The organism is Enterococcus sp. DIV1206, assembly GCF_051712485.1.
GTDB classification, from domain to species: Bacteria; Bacillota; Bacilli; order Lactobacillales; family Enterococcaceae; genus Enterococcus; species Enterococcus faecalis.
In genome coordinates, this window is sequence record NZ_JBIOOZ010000001.1 from 35,291 (window position 1) to 60,106 (window position 24,816).

General features: G+C 38.8%; 24 protein-coding genes and 1 other annotated feature. Of the genes, 19 read left to right on the forward strand and 5 right to left on the reverse strand.

The window, feature by feature from the left end; genetic code table 11:
- Positions 1-572: 572 nt before the first annotated feature.
- The 3 genes from IGK86_RS00145 to IGK86_RS00155 form a co-directional block, all read right to left on the reverse strand.
- Positions 573-3,188 carry a YfhO family protein gene (locus IGK86_RS00145; RefSeq protein WP_002361467.1) on the reverse strand — a complete coding sequence of 872 codons (2,616 nt, stop codon included), beginning with the start codon at positions 3,186-3,188 and terminating at the stop codon, positions 573-575.
- 545 nt (positions 3,189-3,733) lie between these two features.
- Positions 3,734-4,243: a ClbS/DfsB family four-helix bundle protein gene (locus IGK86_RS00150; RefSeq protein ID WP_002378680.1), complete on the reverse strand. Its 510-nt coding sequence runs from the start codon at positions 4,241-4,243 to the stop codon at positions 3,734-3,736.
- A 7-nt stretch (positions 4,244-4,250) separates the two neighbouring features.
- Positions 4,251-4,718, reverse strand: coding sequence for a VOC family protein (locus IGK86_RS00155; RefSeq protein WP_002364587.1), 468 nt, complete (start codon positions 4,716-4,718; stop codon positions 4,251-4,253).
- A 64-nt stretch (positions 4,719-4,782) separates the two neighbouring features.
- Here IGK86_RS00155 and IGK86_RS00160 point away from each other — a divergent pair, with 64 nt between their 5' ends.
- Complete coding sequence (locus tag IGK86_RS00160; RefSeq protein WP_438742601.1) at positions 4,783-5,730, forward strand: helix-turn-helix transcriptional regulator; 948 nt, start codon at positions 4,783-4,785, stop codon at positions 5,728-5,730.
- Between the two features lie 91 nt (positions 5,731-5,821).
- On the opposite strand, the gene IGK86_RS00165 is transcribed toward IGK86_RS00160, so the two are convergent.
- Positions 5,822-7,075, reverse strand: coding sequence for a glutamate-5-semialdehyde dehydrogenase (locus IGK86_RS00165; protein ID WP_016616674.1), 1,254 nt, complete (start codon positions 7,073-7,075; stop codon positions 5,822-5,824).
- Positions 7,062-7,877: a glutamate 5-kinase gene (gene proB / locus IGK86_RS00170; protein ID WP_002389550.1), complete on the reverse strand. Its 816-nt coding sequence runs from the start codon at positions 7,875-7,877 to the stop codon at positions 7,062-7,064. The genes IGK86_RS00165 and proB overlap by 14 nt, the downstream gene beginning before the upstream one ends.
- Positions 7,878-8,196: 319 nt before the next feature.
- Here proB and IGK86_RS00175 point away from each other — a divergent pair, with 319 nt between their 5' ends.
- The 18 genes from IGK86_RS00175 to glmU all read left to right on the forward strand — a co-directional run bounded on the left by IGK86_RS00175 (position 8,197) and on the right by glmU (position 24,815).
- Positions 8,197-8,682, forward strand: coding sequence for a dUTP diphosphatase (locus IGK86_RS00175; protein WP_002361472.1), 486 nt, complete (start codon positions 8,197-8,199; stop codon positions 8,680-8,682).
- A gap of 78 nt (positions 8,683-8,760) precedes the next feature.
- Positions 8,761-10,131: a DNA repair protein RadA gene (gene radA / locus IGK86_RS00180; RefSeq protein ID WP_002356050.1), complete on the forward strand. Its 1,371-nt coding sequence runs from the start codon at positions 8,761-8,763 to the stop codon at positions 10,129-10,131.
- Positions 10,132-10,231: 100 nt separating this feature from the next.
- Positions 10,232-11,377 carry a PIN/TRAM domain-containing protein gene (locus IGK86_RS00185; protein WP_002368622.1) on the forward strand — a complete coding sequence of 382 codons (1,146 nt, stop codon included), beginning with the start codon at positions 10,232-10,234 and terminating at the stop codon, positions 11,375-11,377.
- Between the two features lie 18 nt (positions 11,378-11,395).
- Entirely contained in the window at positions 11,396-11,869 is a 474-nt protein-coding gene (ispF, locus tag IGK86_RS00190) for a 2-C-methyl-D-erythritol 2,4-cyclodiphosphate synthase (RefSeq protein ID WP_002367570.1), read from the forward strand.
- Positions 11,870-11,921: 52 nt separating this feature from the next.
- The gene (gltX, locus tag IGK86_RS00195; RefSeq protein WP_010707928.1) at positions 11,922-13,379 is read left to right on the forward strand and encodes a glutamate--tRNA ligase; all 1,458 of its coding nucleotides are present in this window, start codon (positions 11,922-11,924) and stop codon (positions 13,377-13,379) included.
- Positions 13,378-13,584, forward strand: a binding site (T-box leader). (Overlaps the previous gene by 2 nt.)
- Before the next feature lie 64 nt (positions 13,585-13,648).
- A complete protein-coding gene (gene epsC / locus IGK86_RS00200) occupies positions 13,649-14,188 on the forward strand; it encodes a serine O-acetyltransferase EpsC (protein ID WP_002356054.1) in 540 nt (179 codons plus the stop codon).
- Positions 14,181-15,593 (forward strand): cysteine--tRNA ligase, encoded by a 1,413-nt coding sequence (gene cysS / locus IGK86_RS00205; protein ID WP_002413970.1) that lies wholly within the window; start codon positions 14,181-14,183, stop codon positions 15,591-15,593. Before epsC ends, cysS begins: the two co-directional genes overlap by 8 nt.
- Positions 15,590-15,988, forward strand: a complete 399-nt coding sequence (locus IGK86_RS00210) for a Mini-ribonuclease 3 (RefSeq protein WP_002356056.1) — start codon at positions 15,590-15,592, stop codon at positions 15,986-15,988. Before cysS ends, IGK86_RS00210 begins: the two co-directional genes overlap by 4 nt.
- Positions 15,978-16,835, forward strand: coding sequence for a 23S rRNA (guanosine(2251)-2'-O)-methyltransferase RlmB (gene rlmB / locus IGK86_RS00215; RefSeq protein WP_016616676.1), 858 nt, complete (start codon positions 15,978-15,980; stop codon positions 16,833-16,835). Before IGK86_RS00210 ends, rlmB begins: the two co-directional genes overlap by 11 nt.
- A 14-nt stretch (positions 16,836-16,849) precedes the next feature.
- Positions 16,850-17,380 (forward strand): NYN domain-containing protein, encoded by a 531-nt coding sequence (locus IGK86_RS00220; protein ID WP_002356058.1) that lies wholly within the window; start codon positions 16,850-16,852, stop codon positions 17,378-17,380.
- An 85-nt stretch (positions 17,381-17,465) separates the two neighbouring features.
- Positions 17,466-18,032, forward strand: coding sequence for a sigma-70 family RNA polymerase sigma factor (locus IGK86_RS00225; protein WP_002356059.1), 567 nt, complete (start codon positions 17,466-17,468; stop codon positions 18,030-18,032).
- 57 nt (positions 18,033-18,089) lie between these two features.
- Positions 18,090-18,392, forward strand: coding sequence for a Veg family protein (locus IGK86_RS00230; RefSeq protein WP_002383497.1), 303 nt, complete (start codon positions 18,090-18,092; stop codon positions 18,390-18,392).
- Positions 18,393-18,572: 180 nt separating this feature from the next.
- Positions 18,573-19,424: a 4-(cytidine 5'-diphospho)-2-C-methyl-D-erythritol kinase gene (ispE, locus tag IGK86_RS00235; RefSeq protein ID WP_002379846.1), complete on the forward strand. Its 852-nt coding sequence runs from the start codon at positions 18,573-18,575 to the stop codon at positions 19,422-19,424.
- Positions 19,425-19,590: 166 nt separating this feature from the next.
- Complete coding sequence (locus IGK86_RS00240; protein ID WP_002367576.1) at positions 19,591-20,544, forward strand: metal ABC transporter substrate-binding protein; 954 nt, start codon at positions 19,591-19,593, stop codon at positions 20,542-20,544.
- Positions 20,545-20,569: 25 nt separating this feature from the next.
- Positions 20,570-21,262, forward strand: a complete 693-nt coding sequence (locus IGK86_RS00245) for a metal ABC transporter ATP-binding protein (protein WP_002356064.1) — start codon at positions 20,570-20,572, stop codon at positions 21,260-21,262.
- Between the two features lie 161 nt (positions 21,263-21,423).
- Positions 21,424-22,263, forward strand: coding sequence for a metal ABC transporter permease (locus IGK86_RS00250; RefSeq protein ID WP_016616677.1), 840 nt, complete (start codon positions 21,424-21,426; stop codon positions 22,261-22,263).
- Between the two features lie 143 nt (positions 22,264-22,406).
- The gene (gene purR, locus IGK86_RS00255) at positions 22,407-23,228 is read left to right on the forward strand and encodes a pur operon repressor (RefSeq protein ID WP_002381336.1); all 822 of its coding nucleotides are present in this window, start codon (positions 22,407-22,409) and stop codon (positions 23,226-23,228) included.
- Positions 23,229-23,429: 201 nt separating this feature from the next.
- Positions 23,430-24,815 (forward strand): bifunctional UDP-N-acetylglucosamine diphosphorylase/glucosamine-1-phosphate N-acetyltransferase GlmU, encoded by a 1,386-nt coding sequence (gene glmU / locus IGK86_RS00260; protein ID WP_002359237.1) that lies wholly within the window; start codon positions 23,430-23,432, stop codon positions 24,813-24,815.
- The last annotated feature ends 1 nt before the right edge of the window (position 24,816 follow it).

Here is a 24,816-nt window from a genome sequence, read left to right on the forward strand (position 1 = left end):
CTTTTTTGTTACGTTCATAATTTTGAAAATTGTTTTACTTATTTTTGGGTTTAAAAAAAATTATAATCAAGATATATTTATAAGTCTGCTATTGTCAGTAAGCGTAGTTAATCTTCTTGTTCTTTTTATATCTGAAATAGTAACAATTGATAGATTACCGTTATCAATTAGTACTTCTTCTATTGAAGTGATAATCTTTTTATTGCTATTTTACAGTAATACCAAAGATGTAAAAGCAACTAAATTGTTGTTTTTTGGTAAATTATGGTTGCTTTTATTTAATATAGTGTCATTAGTAGTTTAAATGGAAATCATAGGAATTACATAAAAAAATCAAATTAATGTTTGTCTTGTTGGATAAAATTAGCAATTTGAAATTAAAAGGTTGAGGAAGCATAGATATTTCATAGAATAAACGAATATCTATTTTAACTGCCTAAATCATTTATAATAAAAAAATCTGAGACAGAATGAATCCCATTCTGTCTCAGATTTTGTTTTTCACAACTCATCAGACCTTATTGATAAAGAGTCATTTTAATAATAACCCTTAGTTTTTTGTGAAAGCTTTTTTATTTGTCTTCTTTTTTACGGTTTCGTCTAGCAGGAATCAAGGTTACGTAGGCAACGAAACCACCAGTACATAGAACGAATAACACGATGCCAGGAATCAATCCTTCTGGTAAATAAGAGAACTGAATAGTATGGGTTCCAGCGCTGACAGGAACGCTTAGAAAGGCATCTTTAAAGGCTTTTGGGGTAACTTTTTTGCCATCAATTTTGACACGCCAACCTTTGTCATAAGGAATTGTAGTGACGAGTACTTGATCTTTGTCGGCGGTAAAGGTACCTGAAGCAGAGCGTTTGCCAGTTGTTAAATCAACGCCTTTTTCTTGCACGGCGGAAATGGCTTTTTCAAATGCATTGGTATTTAAGCCAACTACTTGCGGCTGAACAAAACTTACTGCTTTGGTTCCATAAAAACTTACTTTGAAGTTAACGGTTGTATCTTTGGGATAGTAACCTAAGTTATAATATTGGCCAGTAATGCCAATTTGTGATTGCTGACTCGAGCCGTTCACGGTGACCGTCGCAGTGGAACTTTCCAATTGAGCAAAATCTGTTGGGAATAAACTCAAATAAGCTTGCGTATTGGCGGGCACATTGACTGTATAAGAAATCTCTTTGGCTACGTTATGTTGTTTCTCCGTAAAAGTTACGCCAGCTGTATTTTGCGTAATTGTCACGTTATTTTGAAGCGTCATCGTTGGTTGATAAAAGGTAAAATACCGTTCATTAGTATTGGCTAAAGCATTTAGTAAATTTGTTTGACTACCTAAATTATCATTGAGAGGTTGCCGAACATTGTAAATCTCTTTGTCTGCTAAAAATCCTAACGGCAAAGCATTTTCGTTACGATAAAGCTGATATTTACCAGCAGCTGCTTGTCGCTCAAAGCCGAATTTCATTGGATTGTTTTCAGCAATATTGTATTTAATGCCCATCAAAGCATCCATTAACAAGGTATTATTTTGGTAACGAATATTTAAATTCGTGCCTCGTGAGCGGAAACCTAAGGCGTTTAGGTATGTTGAAGAATGTCGGTTCCGCACGGAAGAAAACATGCTAATGCCACTGTAGCCATAGTTAATGCCGTCATTGGCAGAAACACCATTTAGATTTTCCAAGCGGTAAAAGGTATCATTTTCTTTTTTTGTTTGATCGACTAGATTTTTTAAGTCAGGATAAGGTTCAGAATACAAACTACGTGATGCGTAGTTCCAATCATCTAAAATACCAGTGACCATCGCCCGTGTATTAATGATTGCTTCACCAGAAACGAGCAGCAATAACAAAATCACTAAGTATTGCATAGGCGCTTTTTTCAATTGATAAAAAGCAATCCCGAAAAAGTATAATAGCAAAAAAGTTGCCGTTAATACGAAAGAGGTTAAAGTCACATACGTATAACTAGTAGCACCTTTTGTGCCCATTGCAAGAGCAAAAATTGCTAAAAGAATCAAAATCAAGCCGCTTAAGACGCCGAGATCATCCTTTTCAAATTTCTCCCAACCATAACCAGCAAGCAAAATAACTAGGAATGAAAAGAGGAAACTATAGCGAAAAAGAAACATGTTCGGCGCATGCATGCCGTGCCAGAATAAATTTAAGGGCGTGATGTAAAAGCTAGCAATCAATAGGACAAACAAACTGCCAAAAAGTAGTTTGTTTTTCAATGGAACTTCTTTCGTAACGAAATAGAAGAGACAAAAAATCAAAGGCAACAACCCAATGTAAATAAAAGGAATGGACCCATATTTGGTTGTATCGTAAACGCCAATCATATTTTTCATAATAATATCTAAAAAGGCAGTCGCTTCTGTTTTAAAGGTTGTAATTTCAGAAAGAGTTTCACCATTGGTTCGTAAATCTAAGACAGCAGGTAAGACCATAATCATGGATGCTCCACCAGCTAAAAGAGAAGTAGTAAAATACGCAACGATTCGAGATTTATATCGTTGCCAGTCTGTAAACGTTCGTGCAAAATAGTACAGGAAGGAAAACAACCCAATCATAAAGCCAAAATAATAATTGGTAATGAAAAGCAAGAAATAACTGACAAACAATAATGTCGGTTTTCGTTGGTCCATTAAACGATGAATTCCTAAAATTACGAGTGGCAGATAAATAAAGGCATCCAGCCACATAATTAATTCTGAATGGGCCACAATGAAGGACATTAGCGCATAAGACACACTTAAAGTCACATGGGACCATTTAGGAATCTTAAAGGTTTGTTTTGCCAAGAACCAAAAACTCAAGCCAGCACTCCCAATTTTCAACAACGTTAGGAAATAGAGCGCATCAGGCATGTTTTGATTGTTAAAGAAAAAGACGAGCGGCGTAAATAAGCCACCAAGATAATAGGAAATTAAGGACAAGTAGTTTAGTCCCAAAGAAGCATTCCACGTATAGAAAAGACTTTGTTTTCCATGAAGGACATTGTTAAAGCTTGCGTGAAAGTTTGAAAATTGAGAAAAGGCATCGCTAGCTAAAACACTGCGACTACTTCCTGGATAAATCCCAATACTCAAATAGATAATTGCCATAATTAAAAATGGAATGAAGAAACTGGCTAACATATAAGGCCAGTTGTTTTTTAAAAACTGCCTACTTTTATTTTTCATAAATAACCTCACCTGATTTTTCGAAAGTACCTATAGTTTATCATACTCTTTATTTGATGTACCAATAGAAGAAAAACTTTAAAATTTTATTAGGATCCTAAGGGTGGAGTGAAGAAGAATTAGTAGTAAGAGATTAACATTCAAATGCTAAATCACCAGATTAAAACAACGAATATTCTCCGAAAAATTGCTGAAAACACCCTGTGGATAACTTTGTGCATAACTCTGTTGAAAACCACAAAAAAGCTTTTTATCTCGGTTTATCCACAAGGATAAGTTTTCGAGTTGCTAAAAAAAATAGACGCAAGTTCAGAAGGCCTGCTTGCTAAAAGTAAAGGAATCCCTAAAGTTGAAAGAAGATGAAAACGTTATTAAAACAACGTTTTCATCTTCTTTTTTCTAGAATTTACAAAGATTTAATGTCGAACAAATAAGCACTGTGGAAAAGTTTTTTGGAAAAAATAGGAAATTTCATCCACAAAGTTTTCTGTGGAGAATTTAAAAAATGCTTGTCAAGCTTTTTTTGAAAAAATGTGGATAACTTTTTAAAGACACGCTTTTTTCCATTTGCGAATTTGCGTTCGGAAACTAGTAAAAGGGGCAACGCTATTAATGTGAATCCATTTCCAAAGAGGCCATTGTGCTTTGGTAGTCGCCCAAGCCCGTTGTTGAGGTAAAAATAATTCGTCTTCGGAAAGCGAGTCAATCCAATGAAGTAATTTTTCTAAGATGTCTTGCAACGCAATCAGCTGACTTTCTAAACTCATTTGTCCATAGGTTTGATAAAATGATTGATAGAGAGCGCCCAGTTGATTCCATTTATAACCTTCAGCTGGCGTTTGAACGGTCAGACCACGTTGTTCTTGTTCTTCCCAAGAAAGCAGCAAGTTGAGCCAGCCTAATTGATAGGCTAAGTTCTCTGAAGGTGTTTTAGCTACTGTTTCAATTCGGTGATCTTTAAGTGTTTCAGGAATTTCTGCAAATTCAGCTAAATATTTTTGTGAAGCTATTTGAATGGCCTCAATCAAGGCTTCTTTTGATTCATAGGTTCGCATTCTTCGGCTAACGTCCTTTCTTGGTAGGATCTGCTTGTTTTTCTTGAGTAATTTGAGTGACTAAACCAAAAGGATCTTTCACAATCGCATAAAATGTTGCAAATTCATTTTCAATTGGTTCTTGGATAATACAGGATTCGGGATGGCGCGTGAGTTTTTCAAAAATTGTTTTGGCAGAGTGACGGCTATTGACGGTTAAGCTGAGGGTCAATTGTTCTGTGGGCGTGGTATTCATTCCTGCAAACAAAGGATTATCAGCTAGTTGTAATTGAAAAGTGTCCATTTGTAAAATCGAGTGAGAAAGCCAGTGTTCTTCGCCAGCGGGAATGGTCAAAGAAGGATTTAAACGCTCTTTAAATTCTTGATTAGTAATTTTAAAAAGAATATCACCAGCAAAGGCTTCTTGGTAAAACGTCAAGGCTTCCGTTGCTCGTCCGTTTAAGACCATAAAAAGGGCAAATTGTGTGTTTTTCATTGTTTGAACCTCCTAAGATTGATAAGATAAGCATAACAATAAAAGGTGTCAAAAAGTGACACCGATGGAGGGGAAAATGAAAAAATCAGAACGTTTAAATCAGGAACTTTTTTTCTTGAGAACCCATCCTCAGTTTAATTTAAATCAGTTAATGAAAACTTTTGGGATTTCTAAAAGCACAGCTTTGCGGGATATTGAAGCTTTGGAAAATTTAGGCGTGCCGCTATATGTGGAGAATGGTCGTTATGGTGGCTATCGAGTTTTAAACAAACCGTTGTTGCCGCCGATTTATTTTAACGAAAATGAAGTGTTAGCGATCTTTTTTTCGTTACAATTACTGAAATTAGTCGCAGAGTCACCGTTTGGTCATTCCTATCAGCAAATTCAGCAAAAATTATTGCATTCTTTAGATGAACCAACCCAATTTAAAATCAGTCAAATGAGTAAGGTCGTCTATTACGAAGGAATTGAACAAGTAGAAGCACCAGGCAATTTAGATCAGCTGTTTCATTGTATTTTGGCGCAACAAGTAATTCAGTTTAACTATACCAGATATGAAGCAACAACGAAAAAAATCTTACCAACCCGGTTAACTATTTTAGAAGGGTATTGGTATTGTTCAGGCTATGATGTGACTAAAAAGGCTTGGCGTACTTACCGCTGTGATTTTATGGAGGCTATTCAGCAGTTAAACCAAACACTGGATTTTACGACTGAAGAACTGAAAGAATCGTATCGCCATCAACAAACGACAGCACGTACGATTCCATTTAAAGCAATCATTACAGAAAAAGGTAAAGAATTTTTTTATAAACATCGCTTTGACAATATTCAGTTGGAAGAAACGCCCACGCAGTGTTTTTTAGTTGGACAGATTCATCCAACAGAAACACAATTTTTAGCCAACTATTTTATGGGCTTTGGTGAAGAAGTGACAATTTTAGAGCCAGTCCAAGTGAAACAAGCATATGTAGAAAGTATAATGAGGATTCAAAAAAAATATCAAGAATAGATTGTGGAACTGTGAACAATCTCATGTGTAAAAATGCACATTGGAGAAGAGAAAGAAAAACCCTTGATCTTTAAATCAAGGGTTTTTCTTTCTAAGAACGTGCTTGCCCATTTCCATAAATAACATATTTTGTCGAAGTAAGCTCTGCTAAGCCCATAGGTCCACGGGCATGTAGTTTTTGCGTACTAATGCCGATTTCGGCGCCAAATCCAAATTCAAAACCGTCCGTGAAACGAGTTGAAGCATTCGCATAAACAGCGGCTGCATCCACTTGTTGTAAAAATTGTTGTGTGGCAAAGTAATTATCACTAATAATACTTTCAGAATGTTTTGTATTGTAGCGATTAATATGCTGGATGGCTTCGTCCAAAGAATCAACGACTTTCACTGCTAAGATAAAGTCGAGAAATTCCGTTTCCCAATCTTGTTCAGTCGCTGGAATGGCTTCTTCAAAAATTGCTAACGCACGTTCATCTGCCCGAAGTTCCACGTGAAACTCCTTCAAGGCTTTTTCAATTGTTGGTAAAAAGGCTTCAGCCACCTCTTGATGAATTAATAACGTTTCGGCGGCGTTACAGACAGAAGGACGTTGACATTTAGCATTGACAATAATTTCAGTTGCCATTGTTAACTGGGCGTCTTTATCCACGTAAATATGACAATTGCCTGTGCCCGTTTCAATAACAGGAACAGTGGCTGTTGTCAAAACAGTTTTGATTAAGTTGGCGCCGCCACGTGGAATGAGGACGTCCAAGTAGTCATTTAAGCGCATAAGTTGTTGGGCTGTTTCTCTAGAAGTATCATCAACAAATTGAATGAGATGGGGAGAAACGGCTTCTTGGATTAGCGCTTCTTGTAAAATTGTCACCAATATCTGATTGGAGTGAAACGCTTCTTTTCCGCCTCGAAGAATAACAGCATTTCCTGATTTGAAACAAAGGCTAGCGGCATCTGTTGTCACGTTTGGCCGCGATTCATAAATGATTCCAATAACACCTAAAGGCACGCGTTGTTGCCCAATTAACAGCCCCGCTTCATTGCGCCTCATTTTATCTACTTCCCCAATTGGATCGGGTAAAGTAGCGATTTGGCGTATGCCCTCGGCCATCGCTGTGATCCGTTCTTCTGTTAAACGTAAGCGGTCTTGCATTGTTTCAGAAATTCCGTGGGTAGCGGCTTGCTCTAAATCTAATGCGTTTGCTTGTAAAATGCGGGGTGCATTGGCTTCAATGGCTGCGGCCATTTTGTTTAACAAAGTATTTTTTTGACGAGTATCCATCAAGCCTAGCGTATAAGAGGCTTCTTTAGCTTGTTGTCCTAGTTGCTTTAAATCAGTCACTTTCATGCCCTCCTTTAATAAATAACGTACCGATATCTTTTCCTTCTAAAATTTCAAAAATGATTTTTGGCTGCTTTCCGTTTGCTAAAATCATCGCCTGTTGATTAGCTAACACACGTTCAGCAGCTTTTAATTTACTAGACATCCCACCAGTGCCAAAGCGGCTTCCCTTACCACCGGCTAATTGGAACAAGTCTTCATTAATTTCATTGATTTCAGAAAATAACGTGGCTTCTTTGTTGACAGTAGGGTTGTCTGAAAAGAAACCATCAATATCTGATAACATAACTAACAAGTCAGCTTGAACAATTTGGCAGACAATGGCAGACAATTGATCGTTATCCCCGAACTTGGTTAAGTGATCCAATTCTTCAATTGCGACAGTATCATTTTCATTGACGATAGGAATAATATTCATTTTTAACAGTTGTTCAAAAGTATTGGTAACATTATTGCGACTTTCAGGATATTCAATAACATCACGAGTTAATAAAACTTGTGCCATTTGTTGGCTATAGGTTGAAAACCGCTGATTATAAATGTTCATTAATTCTGCTTGGCCGACTGCAGCGACTGCCTGTTGTTCGGGAATTGTCGTTGGGCGTACAGATAGATTTAATTTATTCAGTCCGACACCAATTGCGCCAGAAGAAACTAAAATAATTTCTTTGCCTTGGTTGCTTAAATCACTCAAAGTAAAGGCTAATTGATCAATTGCTTTTAAGTTAATATTGCCATTGGGATAAATCAGAGAACTGGTTCCGACTTTGATCACAATTCGTTTGGCCTGTTGGAGTTTGTTTCTCATAAGTGCCTCGTTTCTTTTTACAGTAAAATTTGACACTCATTATAACAAAATCAGCGGCTACTAGAAAGTGCTAAATAATGAATAGTAAAGAAAGTTTAATGAAAGTGTGAACTTTTTGAGGGAATCTTGGGACTTTTTGGGATTTGGTCTGTTTATTTTAAGAGAAGATGATAGACTAAAAGAAGGAAAATAAACAAAAATTCTCCTCTTTTTTGCGTAGTCTAGATTAACTGGGCTTTTAGAAATGAGAAACTTACTAAAAACAACCAGAGTATCAGAGATTATGGTAAAATAGGAGTAGTTTAGACAGTAGGGGAGAATGAATATGAAACAACGTGGTTTTGAGATTATTTCTAAGTATCAAGAAGAGGGCTTGAGTGTCCCACAACGAGCAACAAAAGGTGCCGCGGGGTATGATTTTCAAGCAGCCGAAACGGTCGTTGTACCAAGTCTTTGGAAGTTACAACAAGCTGGAGAAAATCCCAAACCAATTTTAGTTAAAACAGGAATTAAGGCGTATATGCCTGATTCTGAATATTTAGAATTGGTGAGTCGTTCTTCGAACCCGCTAAAACGGTTCCTACTTTTAGCGAATGGTGTCGGAGTCATTGACAGTGATTATTATAATAACGAGAATAACGAAGGACATATCATGTTCCAATTTTTAAACTTTGGATATGAAGATGTTGTCATTGAAAAAGGTGAACGAATTGGCCAAGGGATTTTTAAGCCGTTTTTATTAGCGGATGATGACCAAGTCGAGGCAGAAAGAACGGGCGGTTTTGGTTCGTCTGGACAAAAATAAAGCCCATTTTTTCAGTAGGCAACGTTATTCAAACCATTTAATAAATGTTAAAATAAACAACAGATAAGGAGATTCTACATGGCAAAAAAAGCAAAAGTTCAATTTGAATGTCAAAGCTGTGGGTATGTGTCTCCAAAATATCTCGGCCGCTGTCCTAATTGTGGACAATGGAATTCGATGGTGGAAGAGGTTATTCAAGATACTTCTGATCGTCGTGCTAGAGTAAGTTTGACTGGTAAAAAGACACAACCACAACGGCTATCTGAAGTCGTACCTAAAAAAGAGCCTCGTGTAAAAACTGAATTAGTGGAGCTGAATCGGGTTTTAGGTGGTGGCGTTGTTCCAGGTTCGTTAGTTTTAATCGGTGGCGATCCCGGAATAGGTAAGTCAACATTGCTCTTACAAGTATCGCAACAATTAGCAGCCACAGGTGGCACGGTTTTATATGTTTCTGGTGAAGAAAGTGCTGAGCAAATTAAATTACGAGCGGAGCGTCTAGGCACCGTCAACGAGACATTTTACTTATACGCAGAAACAGATATGCACGAAATATCACGAGCTATTGAAAAATTAGAACCAGATTATGTCATTATTGACTCGATTCAAACAATGACGCAGCCAGATGTTACCAGCGTTGCTGGTAGTGTCAGTCAAGTCCGAGAAACAACTGCCGAATTATTGAAACTGGCAAAAACGAATGGGATTGCCATTTTTATTGTCGGACACGTAACGAAGGAAGGGTCTATCGCAGGGCCACGGATGTTGGAACATATGGTAGACACGGTTCTTTATTTTGAAGGAGATAAGCATCACACCTTTAGAATCTTACGGGCTGTCAAAAATCGGTTTGGCTCAACGAATGAGATTGGTATTTTTGAAATGCAGACACATGGATTGGTTGAAGTTATGAATCCTTCTCAGGTCTTTTTAGAAGAACGTTTAGAAGGAGCCACCGGATCTTCAATTGTGGTAGCAATGGAAGGTTCACGCCCCATTTTGGTGGAAATCCAAGCCTTAGTTACCCCAACGATGTTTGGCAATGCCAAGCGAACGACCACCGGGTTGGACTTTAATCGCGTTTCTTTAATCATGGCGGTTTTAGAAAAACGGGCAGGCCTTTTATTACAAAACCAAGATGCGTACCTAAAAGCGGCTGGTGGAGTCAAAATTAATGAACCAGCTATTGATTTAGCGTTAGCAATCAGTATTGCTTCTAGCTATAAAGAAAAAGGAACCTCATCTTCGGAATGTTTCATTGGTGAGATTGGTTTAACTGGTGAAATTCGCCGCGTGAATAGTATTGAACAACGAGTGCGTGAAGCGCAAAAACTAGGCTTTACAAAAGTCTATGTCCCTAAAAATAACCTTGGTGGCTGGGAAGCGCCTGAAGGTATTGAAATTATTGGCGTTTCAACAATTGGTGAAACGTTAAGAAAAGTTTTTAAATAATGAAAGTAGAAATAATCCGTTTAGGTTGTTGGTGGCGTATGATTTTTGTACGCCCCACAACACTAGACGTCTTTATTAAATAAACGAGGAGGATGGCTATATGCAAAAACGAATCATCACGTTGCTGATGATCATTGCTGGTGCAAGTTTAGGAATTTCTCTTTTCCCAATGGCTTGGGAAATGGCTAAGCAAGGCAATAACAGTTGGTTAAACAATAACTTTACGAACGGATTAATCGGTGCAATTATTTTCTTTATTTTATCTTTAGGGTTAGCAAAGTATATTGTTTCCGCTGTCAAAAAAATCGAAGCAGCTTTAAATGAAATGAGTTTAACCTATTTATTATTTGGAAGTATTGGTGCCATCATTGGTTTAACAATTGGCGTCATTATCTCCATTCCAATGTACAACTTACAAATTCCTGTCGTGAATAGTTTACTACCAATTCTAGTTATGATTATTCTGGGTTACTTAGGTTTCCGAATGGGAACAACACGGATTGAGGAGTGGAAAAAAGTTTTCACACCTCGCCAAAAGAAAGCAAATACGGAAGACACCGAAGGACAAATGTTGGAACGTAAAGTGGAAGACAACTTCCATAAATACAAAATTTTAGACACCAGTGTCATCATTGATGGCAGAATCTACGATATCGCTAAAACAGGCTTTTTAGAAGGTGTTTTGCTCATCCCTAACTTTGTTTTATATGAATTACAATACATTGCTGATTCTGGAGACAGTTTAAAACGGGTGAGAGGTCGTCGTGGCTTAGATATTTTAAATGCTTTACAAAAAGAAGAAGGTATCTCTGTTGAGATGTATGACGGAGATTTCGAGGATATCTCTGAAGTAGACAGTAAATTAATCAAATTAGCAAAATTATTAGATGGCGTGGTTGTGACCAATGACTACAACTTAAATAAAGTCTCTGAATTTCAAAATGTGCCTGTTTTAAACATTAATGCTTTAGCTAATGCTGTGAAACCAGTGGTGATTCCAGGTGAAACGATGAATGTGATGGTTGTAAAAGCCGGAACAGAGCGTCAACAAGGGGTCGCTTACTTAGATGATGGCACAATGGTTGTGGTAGAAGATGGCCAGCATTACATGAATGAGCAAATCGAAGTGGTCGTCACAAGTGCTTTACAAACCGCAGCTGGGCGTATGATTTTTGCCAAACCGGCGCATGCGGGTCGCGGAATTAATGATCGCAAGGATAACCATCCTAAAAACGATAAAAATTAAGCAAAGTGAGGACTTAGTATGATTCGAATCGGTCAAGGTTTTGATGTTCATCAATTAGTTCCGCAACGACCTTTAATTATTGGTGGGGTTACTCTTCCTTATGAAAAAGGTCTGTTAGGTCACTCAGATGCTGATGTTTTAACACATGCAATTATTGATGCAATCCTTGGTGCCGCTGGTCTGGGTGATATTGGACAACTGTTCCCCGAAACCGATCCGCAGTTCAAAAATGCGAATTCTGTAAACTTATTAAAAAAAGTAAATGAAAAAGTTGGGCGGTCGGGCTTTACTATTGGCAATATTGATTGTACAATTTTAGCGGAAGAGCCAAAGATGAGCCCATACTTGGCAGAGATGAAAAAGAATCTAGCCGCGAGTTGTCACTTAGCGGTCACACAAGTGAACATTAAGGCAACGACCATGGAAACGATGGGCTTTGTTGGTAAAAAAGAAGGAATCGGCGCAATTGCCGTTGCTTTATTGGAAAAATAACTGAAAACGACGTTAAACCGTCTGTTTTTAAAAAATGGAAAGAGGAATGAACATGACGAAAGTTCGTGTGCGTTACGCACCAAGTCCAACTGGACACTTGCACATTGGGAATGCAAGAACAGCATTATTTAACTACTTATTTGCCCGCCACAATGACGGAGAATTTATCATTCGTATCGAGGATACCGACCAAAAACGGAACATCGAAGACGGCGAGAAAAGTCAGTTGGAAAACTTAGCATGGTTAGGGATGGAATGGGATGAATCACCTGCTCATCCGGGAGAATATGGTCCATATCGTCAATCAGAACGTAAAGAAATTTACCAACCATTGATTGATCAATTATTAAGTAGCAATCGTGCGTATAAGTGTTATTGTACGCCAGAAGAATTAGAAGCAGAACGTGAAGCACAACAAGCTCGTGGGGAAATGCCTCACTACGCAGGCACTTGTGCGAATTTAACACCTTCTGAACAAGCAGCCAAAGAAGCGGCTGGTTTAGAACCAGTGATTCGTTTCCGTGTGCCACGTAACACAGAATACAAATTTGATGACATCGTAAAAGGTGAAATTACTTTTGAGTCAGATAACATTGGTGGCGATTTTGTCATCCAAAAACGCGATGGGATGCCAACGTATAACTTTGCCGTTGCAGTAGATGATCACTTAATGAAAATTTCTCACGTTTTACGTGGCGATGATCATATTGCGAACACACCAAAACAATTAATGATTTACGAAGCGTTTGAATGGACACCACCTGTCTTTGGCCATATGACCTTAATCATTAATTCAGAAACTGGCAAAAAATTGAGCAAACGTGATGAAACAATTTTACAATTTATTGAACAATACCGTGAATTAGGTTACTTACCAGAAGCCATGTTCAACTTTATTGCTTTACTAGGATGGTCTCCTGTTGGCGAAGAAGAAATCTTCTCACAAGAAGACTTGATTAAATTGTTTGATGAACAACGCTTAAGCAAGTCACCAGCGGCCTTTGATGCGAAAAAATTAGAATGGATTAACAATCAATACATGAAACAAATGGACTTAAGTGAACTAACAGATATGTGTATTCCTTATTTAGTCGCTGACGGTCGTGTTGAAGAAAATCCATCTCCTGAAAAAATCGAATGGTTAAAACAATTAGTTAGCTTGTATCAACCACAAATGAGTTATGCAGCTGAAATTGTGGAACTATCAAACTTGTTCTTTAATGAACATCCAGTTTTAGATGATGCTGCGAAAGAATTCTTGCAAGGAGAAACAGTGCCAACTGTGTTACAGGCGTTTAAAGAACAATTAGAAGCCTTGGACGTTTTCGATGTGCCAAGTATTAAAGCAGCGATTAAAGCCGTCCAAAAAGAAACCGGCGTTAAAGGAAAAAACTTGTTTATGCCAATTCGAATTGCTGTTTCTGGACAAATGCATGGTCCTGAATTAGGCGAAACCATCGAATTATTAGGCAAAGAAAAAGCATTAGATCATTTAAATAAAGTGTTATAAAAACACAAAGAATAGAAGAAGTAGACAATCAGATGGATTTCAGAGACGCTGTGGGTGGTGAGAACAGCGAGCATCTTTTGTCGAAATGCATCTATGAGTGGCTTTGGTGAAAAAAGTAACCGAAGACGTCGGCAGGCGTTAACTGTATCGAGGCAAGAGCTAGTTCTTGTGAAGAAAAGTGGAACCACGCATGGGCGTCTTTTAAGCAACGTTTTTTTGTTGCTTAAAAGACGTTTTTTATTTTTGTATAGTAGAAAGGAGTTCACCCTATGAGTTGGTTGAAACGTAGCGTCGCAGCTGTTAAAAGAAACGATCCTGCAGCGCGGACCACACTAGAAGTTCTTTTAACGTATCCTGGCTTGCACGCCCTGTTTTGGCATCGCTTGTCTCATTTCTTATATAGGCATCAGTTGTTTTTGTTGGCGAAGATTCATGCACAATTTTGGCGTTTCATAACGGGCGTAGAAATTCATCCCGGAGCCACAATTGGAGCGGGGGTTTTTATCGATCACGGCATGGGCATTGTGATTGGGGAAACCGCGGAAATAGAAGAAGATGTTGTTTTGTTTCACGGAGTGACGTTAGGTGGGACCGGTCGTGATACGGGTAAACGCCATCCAACAGTGAAAAAAGGAGCGATGATTTCGGCACGAGCTCAAATTTTAGGGCCAGTTGTGATTGGTGAACGTTCAAAAATTGGGGCGGGTGCTGTTGTTATTTCAGACATCCCAGCAGATGCTACAGCTGTGGGTGTTCCTGCGAAAGTCGTTCGTCTAAATGGAAGAAAGGTGGAAAAAGGGCATGATTAAAATTTATAATACATTGACCAGAGAAAAAGAAGTATTTACGCCAATTGAGGCGCATAAAGTTCGGATGTATGTCTGCGGACCAACCGTGTATAACTATATCCATATCGGTAATGCGCGCAGTGCGATCGCCTTTGATACAATTCGTCGTTATTTTGAATATCGTGGGTATGAAGTGAATTATGTCTCGAATTTTACAGATGTCGATGATAAAATTATCAAGGCAGCTAAAGAATTGAAAATTACTGCGCCGGAAGTGGCGGAGCGTTTTATCAAAGCCTTTGAAGAAGACACGCAAGCGTTGAATGTCCAGCCAGCAACGCTACATCCCCGGGTGATGGACCACATGCCTGATATCTTAACTTTTATCGACGTTTTAATTGAAAAAGGTTTTGCTTATGAGGTCGCAGGTGATGTGTATTATCGCACCCGTAAATTCCCTAATTATGGTAAATTAAGCCATCAATCGATTGATGAATTAGAAGTGGGGGCAAGTCAACGAACTGGCGTTGAACAACAATTAAAAGAAGACCCATTGGATTTTGCTCTTTGGAAAAGTGCCAAAGAAGATGAAATTTCTTGGGATTCTCCTTGGGGTAAAGGACGTCCCGGCTGGCATATTGAATGCTCTGTCATGGCGACAAAACACTTGGGAGAGACGATTGATATTCATGGCGGTGGACAAGATTTAGAATTTCCACATCATGAGAATGAAATTGCACAGAGCGAAGCCAAAACAGGCCATACCTTTGCCAATTACTGGATGCATAACGGCTATGTCACAATTGGTGAAGACGATGAAAAAATGAGCAAATCCCTAGGTAACTTCATTACTGTTCATGAAATGATTCAAAAAGTGGATCCGCAAATTTTACGTTTCTTTATGTCCACCACCCAGTACCGTCGCCCGATTCGTTATAGCGAAAGCACTCTAAAAGAGGCAGCAGCCAATTATCAAAAATTGAAAAATGCGTTTGAAAATTTACGTTTTAGACAAGCAGATGCGGTCGCAAGTTTGCCAGAGGATGAACACTATTTAGCTCAATTAAACGAATTAGAACAACGTTTTATTACGGAAATGGACGATGATTTCAATGCAGCTAACGGGATTACGGTCGTTTATGAATTAGCGAAGATGATGAATCAGTACAGTGAACAAGCGACAGTTTCGGAACCAGTTCTAGTGGCGATGGATAAGCTTTTCAGTGGCTGGTTAGCTATTTTTGGTTTATTCTTTAAAAACGAAGAATTAGTGGATGCACAAGTCGATGCGTTAATTGAAGAACGGAACCAAGCACGGAAAGACCGTGATTTTGCCCGAAGTGATGAAATCCGCGATTTATTAAAAGAACAAGGCATTGTTTTAGAAGATACTCCGCAAGGAACGAGATGGAGAAGAAGTGAATGAGAGATTACAAACAATTAAACGGTTTAGCTTTGGCCTATGTTGGCGATGCGATTTATGAAATTTACATTCGTGATTATTTAGTTTCCTTGGGACAAACGAAACCGAATGTTTTGCATCGCATGGCGACACACTACGTGTCAGCAAAAGCCCAAGCAAGCTTAATGCAAGCGATGTTAGCGGGAGAAATGCTAACGGAGGAAGAAGAAGTGATGTACAAACGCGGTCGGAATGCTAAAAGTCACACCTTTGCCAAAAATGCTGATGTGACGACCTATCGGGTAGCGACCGGTTTCGAATCCTTGATGGGGTATTTACATTTGACACAACAAAAAGAACGTTTAGAAGAATTAATTAACTGGTGTATCAAGAAAGTAGGTGAAACCAATGAAAAATGAAAAATCTCGTCCTTTTAAAAAAGGTAAGAAACGTCCAGAACGTTCAGATAAGCGTTCAAAAGAACGGAACCCACGACCAGCGACAGCAGGTGCTGATGGAACCTCAGAAGCGCTAGCAGATAACTTTGTCTTTGGTTTCCATGCCACTGTTGAGGCGTTGCAGCAAGGACGCGGGAATAAATTGTTTTTACAAGAAGATGCTCGTGGCGAGAAAATTGAGCAATTAAAACAAGCAGCGAAAGAGCAGGCTGTTCCAGTCAAATGGGTGCCTAAAGCAAAATTAGATACGATGAGTGATCACGGCGTGCATCAAGGCATGGTTTTAGCAATCACGGCGTATCAATATTTAACTTTAGAAGAATTATTGGAACAAACAAAAGAAAAGACAGCAACACCATTTTTCCTAATTTTAGACAGTCTAGAGGACCCATATAACTTTGGTTCAATTTTGCGAACAGCTGATGCGACAGGCGTGGACGGTATTATCATTCCGAAACATCGTGCAGTGGGAATTACACCAACCGTAACCAAAGCGTCAACAGGGGCCGTGGAACATATTCCAGTGGCTCGTGTAACGAATCTAGCGCAAAGTATTGCAACGCTAAAAGAGAATCAATTTTGGATTTTTGGTACAGATATGTCTGGGACGGATTATCGTCGCTGGAATACACAAGGCGCAATTGCCTTAATCATCGGAAATGAAGGTCGTGGCATGAGTCAAGGTCTTCATAAAGAAGTGGATGAATTATTAACGATTCCAATGACTGGACACGTTCAAAGCTTAAACGCTGGTGTGGCTGCAGGCTTGCTAATGTATGAAGTCTATCGTGGCCGCAACCCATTATAGAAGAAGGCGATTGTATGAAAAAACAATTGTTAATCGTTGATGGCTATAATATGATTGGTGCTTGGCCAGAATTGGTCCAGTTGAAAAAGCAAGAGCGTTTAGAGGATGCGCGTGAACTGCTTCTTAGTCGTCTGTCCAACTATGCCAAATATGAAGGGTTGGAAATCATTGTGGTCTTTGATGCCCAATTAGTCCCAGGCATTCAGCAAACGTACAAAAAGTACCTTTTGACCGTGGTTTTCACCAAAGAAGATGAAACAGCAGATAGTTATATTGAACGTCTAGCTGGTGAAAAAAATGATCGTTTAACGCAAGTAACAGTCGCAACGAGTGATTTGGCTGAACAATGGGTGGTCTTTTCACAAGGTGCATTGCGGACTTCGGCCAATGAACTTTACAAAGCTGTCCAGAAAACAGAAAAGACGATTGCCATTCATGCAACGGATATCCATTTCCAGCAATTTCGTCGAAATTCTCCATGGAACGTGGAGCAGTTATCAAAACTTTCTGAGAAGCTAGAAGAATTGTCTCAAAAAAAAGATTAAACAAATGTTCGCTTAAGTCATAAATTTCTAACATGCTATGCTCTCCTAAATCATTCGATACGTTTATCGAAAAGGAGGGCTTTTTATGTTAGAACAGATTCAACAAGCATTAGCAGGAGACCAAGAACAATTTCAAGCCTTATATGGGCAATATCAGCCAGTAATTTATAAGTGCATGAAAAAATACTATTTAAAAGATTATGATACTGAAGACTGGCTTCAAGAAGGACGAATTGTCTTCTTTCGGACGTTAGAACGATTTGATTCAGAAAAACAAGCATCATTAGGAAAGTTTTTTAAACGAAATTTTGAAAATCACGTACATAGCTTAATTCGCCATCAATGCGCCTATAAGCGGCGAACAGATACCTTGTCTATTTCTCTGGAACAACGATTAGAAAGCGCTGGTGAAGAGTTAGTGGACTATTTAGGGACAGCGGCTACCGACCCATTAGGTCAATTAATGATTCAAGAAAAATTGGCAGCTTTTCCGACACGTCTTTCCTCGTTGGAACAACAAATTTTAAATGCATACTTAAAAGGCTACACGTTAGAAGAAATCGCTAAAGTACGTGGGGGAACTTTTTCAGCTGTCCGAAGTGCCTATGATCGTGCCAAAGCAAAAATGAAATATACATTAGAAAATGAATAAAAATTCGACAAAACAGCTGGTTTGTCGAGCAAAAGTAGTTGCAAACAGACTTCTAGTATGATAAACTTGAAATTTTTTAAAAAAAGTGATATAATGTTTCTCGAGGTGAATGCAATGCCAACAACGTTATCGTCAATTAAGAAAGATTTGGAAGGCCGTATCGGCAGTGAAATTATGTTAGTTGCTCAGACTGGAAGAAAGCGCCAAACAGAACGTAAAGGAATCTTAACGGAGACTTATCCATCTGTTTTTGTTGTTGACTTGGATCCAGACGAGAACTCATTTGAACGTGTATCTTATAGCTATTCAGATGTTTTAACACGCACCGTTGAAATCGAATTCATCGGTCAAGCCGTATAATTTAGAAAGTCCGCTTAGGAGTGAAGGAAGAGCCCTTCGTTCCTAAGCTCTTTTTAATTTCAACCATCTGTTGTCAGAGAAAGAGCAATCTTCGGTGTACTTCTTCATGGACATATGATAGAATCTAAAAGATTAAAATGTTGGTAGACAAAAGATTAAGGAAGGTGAATCAGGGAACCGATGGAAATAATCGAACGAGCTCCTGCGAAAATTAATCTTGGGTTAGATGTTCTGCATAAACGTGTGGATGGCTATCATGAAGTTGAATCTATTTTTGCAAGTGTAGATTTAGCCGATCATTTAACTTTTGAAAATCTAGAAGAAGACATCATTCGTATTGAAACGGACAGCTCTTTTTTACCCGTGGATCGACGGAATCATGTCTATCAAGCAGTTGACTTATTAAAGCGTACCTATAATATTCATAAAGGAATTAAAATATATATTGAAAAACGTATCCCCGTGGCAGCTGGTTTAGCAGGGGGGAGCAGTGACTGTGCCGCAGCATTACGAGGCTTGAACAAACTGTGGAATCTGGGGTTGACGATGGACGAACTCTGTGAAATTGGCAGCCAAATTGGTATGGATGTTCCTTATTGTTTAAGGGGCGGAACAGCCTTTGCAAACGGACGTGGGGAGAAAATTGAAACATTACCGACCATGCCTCAATGTTGGATTGTGTTAGTTAAACCAAGAATTAGTGTATCCACTAGTACCGTTTTTAATGATTTAGCGGTAGATGAATTGCACCATCCAGATATTGCTGGACTAAGAATAGCCATCGAAAATGGTGATTATACTGGGATGACCCAAACGGTCGGCAATGCGTTGGAAAGTGTCACGATTGCCAGACATCCGATCGTGCAACAAATCAAGGATCGCATGCTGAAGTACGGCGCTGATGCAGCGTTGATGAGCGGCAGTGGACCGACAGTCTTTGCTTTATGTGAAAAGAAAACACGAGCACAACGGATTTATAATGGACTCAAAGGCTTTTGCGAAGAAGTTTATTTGGTTCGGACATTGAAATAAATAAAAACAACAGAGCGTGGAGCAAAAACCCAAAGTGATTTTTGTCCCACGCTCTGTTGTTTTTTTAAATTTATTCCTTGACGTCCCGTGATCCATTTGGTACATTATTCCTGGCAAATCGTAAATATTACGGTTTATAATAGGTAAATCGAAAAGAGGACAGAACATGACGAAAATCTACCGCCGTTTGATAATCGGCGTTACTTTAGCAATCAGTGCTTTTCTTTTAGCTAGTTGTGGGCAAACCACACAATCGCCAAAAGAGAAGAAAGAGCTCACGGTAATGACTACTTTTTATCCGATGTACGACTTCGCAAAACAAGTCGTTGGTGATGAGGGAGAGGTTGAGCTGTTGATTCCAGCTGGAACGGAACCACACGATTATGAACCAAGCGCAAAAGACTTAGCGAAAATTACTGATGCGGATGTCTTTGTTTATAATAGTAAAGAGCTAGAAACTTGGGTTCCGAATGTTATTGAAAACTTGGACACGAAAAAAGTTTCAATCGTGGAAGCCAGTCAATCCATTCAATTGATGCAAGGAACAGAAGAGGAAGAATCTGGCGAAGAAGGTCATGAAGGCCATAACCATTCCCACGAACTGGATCCGCATGTCTGGTTAGATCCCGTGTTAGCGCAAAAAGAAGTGACAGCGATTCGGGATGCGCTTATCAAAAAATATCCTGAGAAAAAAGCCGTATTTGAAAAAAATACCGCTGCTTATTTGGAAAAATTGACTGCGCTAGATAAGGAATACCAAGCTGCATTTGCAGGCGCTAAAAATCGGACCTTTGTGACGCAACATGCTGCATTTGGCTATTTGGCAAAACAATATGGTTTGACCCAAGAACCGATTGCTGGGATTTCTCCAGACCAAGAACCTTCGCCAAGTCGTTTAGCCGAATTAAAAAAATATATTAAAACAAACAATGTTTCTGTGATCTATTTTGAAGCATCGGCTTCTACAAAAGTAGCCAAAACATTGGCAGACGAGACAGGCGTCGAATTAGCTGTATTGAATCCTTTAGAGAGTTTAACTCAAAAAGAACAAGAAGCAGGCGAGAACTACGTGTCTGTCATGAAAGAAAACCTCGCTGCTTTACAAAAAAGCATTCATTAATCTGGCAACAGAAAGGAGCCAACTTATGCATTATATTGAAGTCGAAAATTTAACCTTCTATTATGATGATGAACCTGTTTTAGAAGATGTTTCTTATTATGTTGATCCAGGGGAATTCGTTATTTTAACAGGAGAAAATGGCGCTGCCAAGTCAACGCTGATAAAAAGTACCTTAGGGTTATTAAAACCAACAAGTGGCAAAATTACGGTCGCTAAAAAAAATAGTGCTGGTGAAAAAATCAGCATTGGCTACATTCCACAACAAGTCGCTTCTTTCAATGCGGGCTTTCCTAGCACCGTCATTGAATTAGTACGTTCAGGTCGCTTTCCCAGAAATCGTTGGTTCAAACCGTTGACGAAAAAAGATCATCTTCATGTGGAAAAAGCTTTGAAATCAGTGGACATGTGGGAAATGCGCCACAAACGAATTGGCGAGCTTTCTGGAGGGCAAAAGCAACGAATTAGTTTAGCACGAGTGTTTGCGACCGATCCAGATTTATTTATTTTGGATGAGCCAACAACAGGTATGGATGAACAATCGCGAAACGAATTTTATCAATTGTTGCAACACAGTGCGCATGAACATGGAAAAGCTATTTTGATGATTACGCATGATCATGAAGATATCAAAACCTATGTAGATCGTCAAATTCGTCTTGTCCGCAAAGAAGATTCGAAATGGCGTTGCTTCCATATGAGTGAAGAATCGTATACGTAAATTTTCCAATAAAACGTTATCTGGCTCGATAATAACGAAAGCCTAGGAACGGCTTAAAGAAATGTTGGAAAAATTTAAAAAATAAGCAGGAATTAAAAAATTAATTCGCTTAAACGTCGCTACAATGGTAGTGTTCATTTTAGCGGTAAGGAGTGAATCGTATGGCAGAAATGCTTTCTTATGCATTTATGCAAAAGGCCTTTTTAGCAGCACTGTTTATCTCAGTGATTGCCCCAATGCTCGGCGTCTTTCTAGTTATTCGCCGACAATCTTTAATGGCAGATACCCTTTCACATGTGTCATTAGCCGGTGTGGCACTAGGCTTCTTTTTTAATTGGAATCCTAATTTAATGACCTTAATTGTCGTGATTGTGGCTGCAATCATTCTAGAATATTTACGAATGATTTATAGCACCTATTCAGAAATTTCGATTGCTATTTTAATGTCAGGCGGTTTGGCTTTGGCGTTAGTTTTGATGAATTTAACAGGAGGCAATTCAGCTGCTAGTATTCAATCGTATTTATTTGGTTCCATCGTCACGATTACGTGGGATCAAGTGGTTATGTTGGCAATTTTATTCGTAGTTTTAGTTCTATTGTTTATGTTATTTAAACGTCCAATGTATGTTTTAACATTTGATGAAGATACTGCTCATGTTGATAGGCTACCTATTCATTGGATGTCGATGCTTTTTAATGTAATTACTGGCGTGGCGATTGCTGTGATGATTCCGATCGCGGGAGCCTTGTTAATTTCAGCAATTATGGTCTTACCAGCTGCAATAGGTATGCGAATTGGTAAAGGCTTCAACACGGTGATCATCATCAGTGTGTTTATGGGCTTGATTGGCATGCTAACAGGGTTGACTAGCTCGTATTATTTGGAAACACCACCGAGTGCAAGCATTACCCTAATTTTTATTGGTTTATTCTTATTAGTCAATATTTATCGCCGAGTGGTTGTCATGGTCCAACGAAAACAAAAAATGCAAAGAAACTAAGGAGAAAAACGAAAGTTTTTCTCCTTTATTTCTTTTTTTTAAAAGAAATGGCGAACTATTTTCAGTTATTTGAAAAAAATCCTCGAATTTTTCGGTTAAACCCCTTATAATAAGGAACGATAGAATGAAAAGGAGTGACGAATTTGAAAATTCGGAGAAGTGAACGATTAATCGATATGACCCAATATCTTTTAGATCATCCCCATACATTGGTTTCTTTGACATATTTTGCTGACCGATACCAATCTGCCAAGTCTTCCATTAGTGAAGATTTAGCAATTGTTAAAAAAACATTTAAAGAACGTGGAACAGGTATTTTAGAAACGATTCCAGGCGCTGCAGGCGGTGTCCGCTTTATCCCTGAAATTCCTTATGAGGAAGCGGAGCAGTTGATTATGGATTTATGTGATCGTTTGTCAGAACAAGATCGCTTATTACCTGGGGGCTATGTTTATCTTTCAGATTTACTTGGGGAACCGAATTTATTAAGACAAGTGGGCCGGATTATTGCTTCTAAATATTTAGGCAAACAAATTGATGCGGTAATGACCGTTGCGACCAAAGGAGTGCCAATTGCGCAAGCTGTGTCTTATTACTTAAATGTTCCGTTTGTGATTGTTCGTCGCGATTCTAAGATTACTGAAGGTTCAACGGTGAGCGTGAACTATGTATCAGGGTCTTCAGAACGTATCGAAAAAATGGAACTTTCAAAACGCAGCTTAAAACGCGGATCAAAAGTTTTAGTCGTGGATGACTTCATGAAAGGCGGCGGCACCGTCAATGGTATGAAGAGTATGATTGAAGAATTTGAAGCAGAACTTGTGGGCATTACCGTTTTTGCTGAGTCAAAATTCAATGGCCGTCGTGCAATCGATGACTACACTTCGCTATTATATGTGGAAGATGTGGATACACAAACAAAAACGATTAGCGTAGTCCCAGGAAACTATTTCACAGAGAAATAATTTGAAAAAGAACCTGAAAATGGTCCATTCCATTTTCAGGTTCTTTTTTTCTGTTTTATTCCTTTAAAAAAAGATGAGAAAATAAATTGGTCTACCTTTTAAATGCCTTATTTTGTTGAAAAAGACAAAAGAGTAAGATAAACTAGAAAAGGTATAATGAGGACGATTTAGAAGAAAATCAAACAATTTAGTTAATTTGAGGTGGCAAACGTGGAAAATAGATACGCAATTATTTTAGCAGCTGGTAAAGGAACACGCATGAAATCTAAACTTTATAAAGTATTGCATCCAGTTGCTGGTAAACCAATGGTCGAACATATTTTAGATCAAGTAGAACAAACAGAACCAACAGAAATCGTGACGATCGTTGGACACGGGGCGGAAATGATTAAAAGCCATTTAGGCGAACGTAGTCAATATGCCTTACAAGCTGAACAATTGGGAACTGGGCATGCAGTCATGCAAGCACAAGAGTTATTAGGTGGCAAACAAGGAACAACATTAGTTATTACAGGGGATACGCCGTTATTAACTGCAGAAACCTTGAAAAACTTATTCGATTACCATCAAGGTAAGAATGCAAGTGCGACTATTTTAACAGCGCATGCGGAAGACCCAACAGGCTATGGTCGAATTATTCGTGACCATGTGGGCATTGTTGAACGAATCGTGGAACAAAAAGATGCCAGTGAAGAAGAAGCACGTGTTCAAGAAATTAATACAGGAACCTTCTGTTTTGATAATGAATCATTGTTTGAAGCGTTAGCGAAAACAGATACAAACAACACACAAGGGGAATACTATTTAACAGATATCATTGAAATTTTGAAAAAAGAAGGCAAAGCTGTCGCTGCTTACCAAATGGCAGACTTTGACGAAGCAATGGGTGTAAATGATCGTGTTGCTTTATCCACTGCTAATAAAATTATGCATCGTCGGTTAAATGAGATGCATATGCGAAATGGTGTTACATTTATTGATCCAGACACAACGTATATTGATGAAGGCGTGGTAATTGGTTCAGACACAGTCATTGAAGCGGGAGTCACTATCAAAGGAAAAACAGTGATTGGCGAAGATTGCTGGATTGGCGCACATTCAGAAATCGTTGATAGTCACATCGGCAATCAAGTGGTTGTTAAACAGTCTGTGATTGAAGAAAGTGTGGTTCGCGAGGGGGCCGATGTGGGTCCGTATGCACATTTACGTCCTAAAGCAGATGTGGGGGTAAACGTACACATTGGTAACTTCGTGGAAGTAAAAAATGCAACAATCGATGAAGGCACAAAAGTGGGCCATTTAACATACGTTGGTGATGCAACATTAGGCAAAGATATTAATGTCGGTTGCGGCGTTGTTTTTGTTAATTATGATGGCAAAAATAAACACCAAACAGTCGTGGGTGATCACGCGTTTATTGGCTCTGCAACGAACATTGTTGCGCCAGTCACGATTGGTGATCATGCGGTGACTGCTGCTGGTTCAACTATCACAGAAGATGTCCCTTCAGAAGATTTGGCGATTGCCCGGGCACGTCAAGTGAATAAAGAAGGCTATGCTAAAAAGTTACCTTATATGAAGGATTAAC

What these genes read in the sequence shown, in the direction of transcription:
- IGK86_RS00145 (WP_002361467.1), bottom strand. Translation starts at nt 3,188, where the DNA reads ATGAAAAATAAAAGTAGGCAGTTTTTAAAAAACAACTGGCCTTATATG.
- IGK86_RS00150 (WP_002378680.1), bottom strand. Translation starts at nt 4,243, where the DNA reads ATGCGAACCTATGAATCAAAAGAAGCCTTGATTGAGGCCATTCAAATA.
- IGK86_RS00155 (WP_002364587.1), bottom strand. Translation starts at nt 4,718, where the DNA reads ATGAAAAACACACAATTTGCCCTTTTTATGGTCTTAAACGGACGAGCA.
- IGK86_RS00160 (WP_438742601.1), top strand. Translation starts at nt 4,783, where the DNA reads ATGGAGGGGAAAATGAAAAAATCAGAACGTTTAAATCAGGAACTTTTT.
- IGK86_RS00165 (WP_016616674.1), bottom strand. Translation starts at nt 7,075, where the DNA reads ATGAAAGTGACTGATTTAAAGCAACTAGGACAACAAGCTAAAGAAGCC.
- proB (WP_002389550.1), bottom strand. Translation starts at nt 7,877, where the DNA reads ATGAGAAACAAACTCCAACAGGCCAAACGAATTGTGATCAAAGTCGGA.
- IGK86_RS00175 (WP_002361472.1), top strand. Translation starts at nt 8,197, where the DNA reads ATGAATATGAAACAACGTGGTTTTGAGATTATTTCTAAGTATCAAGAA.
- radA (WP_002356050.1), top strand. Translation starts at nt 8,761, where the DNA reads ATGGCAAAAAAAGCAAAAGTTCAATTTGAATGTCAAAGCTGTGGGTAT.
- IGK86_RS00185 (WP_002368622.1), top strand. Translation starts at nt 10,232, where the DNA reads ATGCAAAAACGAATCATCACGTTGCTGATGATCATTGCTGGTGCAAGT.
- ispF (WP_002367570.1), top strand. Translation starts at nt 11,396, where the DNA reads ATGATTCGAATCGGTCAAGGTTTTGATGTTCATCAATTAGTTCCGCAA.
- gltX (WP_010707928.1), top strand. Translation starts at nt 11,922, where the DNA reads ATGACGAAAGTTCGTGTGCGTTACGCACCAAGTCCAACTGGACACTTG.
- epsC (WP_002356054.1), top strand. Translation starts at nt 13,649, where the DNA reads ATGAGTTGGTTGAAACGTAGCGTCGCAGCTGTTAAAAGAAACGATCCT.
- cysS (WP_002413970.1), top strand. Translation starts at nt 14,181, where the DNA reads ATGATTAAAATTTATAATACATTGACCAGAGAAAAAGAAGTATTTACG.
- IGK86_RS00210 (WP_002356056.1), top strand. Translation starts at nt 15,590, where the DNA reads ATGAGAGATTACAAACAATTAAACGGTTTAGCTTTGGCCTATGTTGGC.
- rlmB (WP_016616676.1), top strand. Translation starts at nt 15,978, where the DNA reads ATGAAAAATGAAAAATCTCGTCCTTTTAAAAAAGGTAAGAAACGTCCA.
- IGK86_RS00220 (WP_002356058.1), top strand. Translation starts at nt 16,850, where the DNA reads ATGAAAAAACAATTGTTAATCGTTGATGGCTATAATATGATTGGTGCT.
- IGK86_RS00225 (WP_002356059.1), top strand. Translation starts at nt 17,466, where the DNA reads ATGTTAGAACAGATTCAACAAGCATTAGCAGGAGACCAAGAACAATTT.
- IGK86_RS00230 (WP_002383497.1), top strand. Translation starts at nt 18,090, where the DNA reads ATGATAAACTTGAAATTTTTTAAAAAAAGTGATATAATGTTTCTCGAG.
- ispE (WP_002379846.1), top strand. Translation starts at nt 18,573, where the DNA reads ATGGAAATAATCGAACGAGCTCCTGCGAAAATTAATCTTGGGTTAGAT.
- IGK86_RS00240 (WP_002367576.1), top strand. Translation starts at nt 19,591, where the DNA reads ATGACGAAAATCTACCGCCGTTTGATAATCGGCGTTACTTTAGCAATC.
- IGK86_RS00245 (WP_002356064.1), top strand. Translation starts at nt 20,570, where the DNA reads ATGCATTATATTGAAGTCGAAAATTTAACCTTCTATTATGATGATGAA.
- IGK86_RS00250 (WP_016616677.1), top strand. Translation starts at nt 21,424, where the DNA reads ATGGCAGAAATGCTTTCTTATGCATTTATGCAAAAGGCCTTTTTAGCA.